This window comes from Citrobacter sp. Colony219, assembly GCF_019382635.1.
GTDB lineage: Bacteria > Pseudomonadota > Gammaproteobacteria > Enterobacterales > Enterobacteriaceae > Citrobacter > Citrobacter youngae.
Window position 1 is genome coordinate 1,844,731 of sequence record NZ_CP080033.1, and the last position, 688, is coordinate 1,845,418.

Here is a 688-nt window from a genome sequence, read left to right on the forward strand (position 1 = left end):
GCGGGGTATGYGCCGGCAGCCAGCCGACCAGCGCCGGGAAGTGGCGTAAAAAGTGGAAGGCCAGTACGCTCTTGGTCAGGTTCCACCAGGTGCGTTTTGGCAGCATGGATTCATCAACCCGCTTGCAGTCCTGCGCAATAATAGGGTTCAGGTTGTCACGCAGGGTCTGATTAAACGTGCGGTCATGAATAATCAGATTTGCCTCCAGATTGAGCGACAGACTCAGTGGATCAAGATTGCTGGAGCCCACCGTCGCCCAGTGATCGTCCATCAGCGCCACTTTGCCATGCAGAGGTTTACGGCGGTATTCATAGACATGGACGCCGCCTTTTACCAGATAGTTGTACAGCAGGCGGGCGCCCACTTTCACAATCGGCATATCCGGTTCACCCTGCACGATGAGTTTTACCCGAACGCCCCGTCGGGCCGCTTTACGCAGGGCATGCAGAAAGCGATAGCCGGGAAAGAAGTAGGCATTGGCGATGATCACTTCCCGCCGTGCCTGGGTCAGCATTTTCAGATAGTGGCGTTCAATATCATCACGATGTTCCTCGTTATCACGCCAGACGAACAGCGCCTGCGCTTCGCCGGGTCGATGATTGTCGATTGCCCGGTGATGACGTCGCCACCAGCGTCGTACCGCGCTCTGTCCGGGCAAGTTTTCCAGCACGAATCTCAGAATGTCAAC

Annotated in this window: 1 protein-coding gene (cut by a window edge); it reads right to left on the minus strand. The window is 56.2% G+C overall.

Annotated features, from left to right (window positions below):
* On the minus strand, positions 1 to 688 hold part of the coding region annotated (clsB, locus tag JTI85_RS08040; protein WP_219352398.1) for a cardiolipin synthase ClsB (this coding region is incomplete at its 3' end). The annotated region continues 468 nt past the right edge of the window; 688 of 1,156 annotated nt are visible.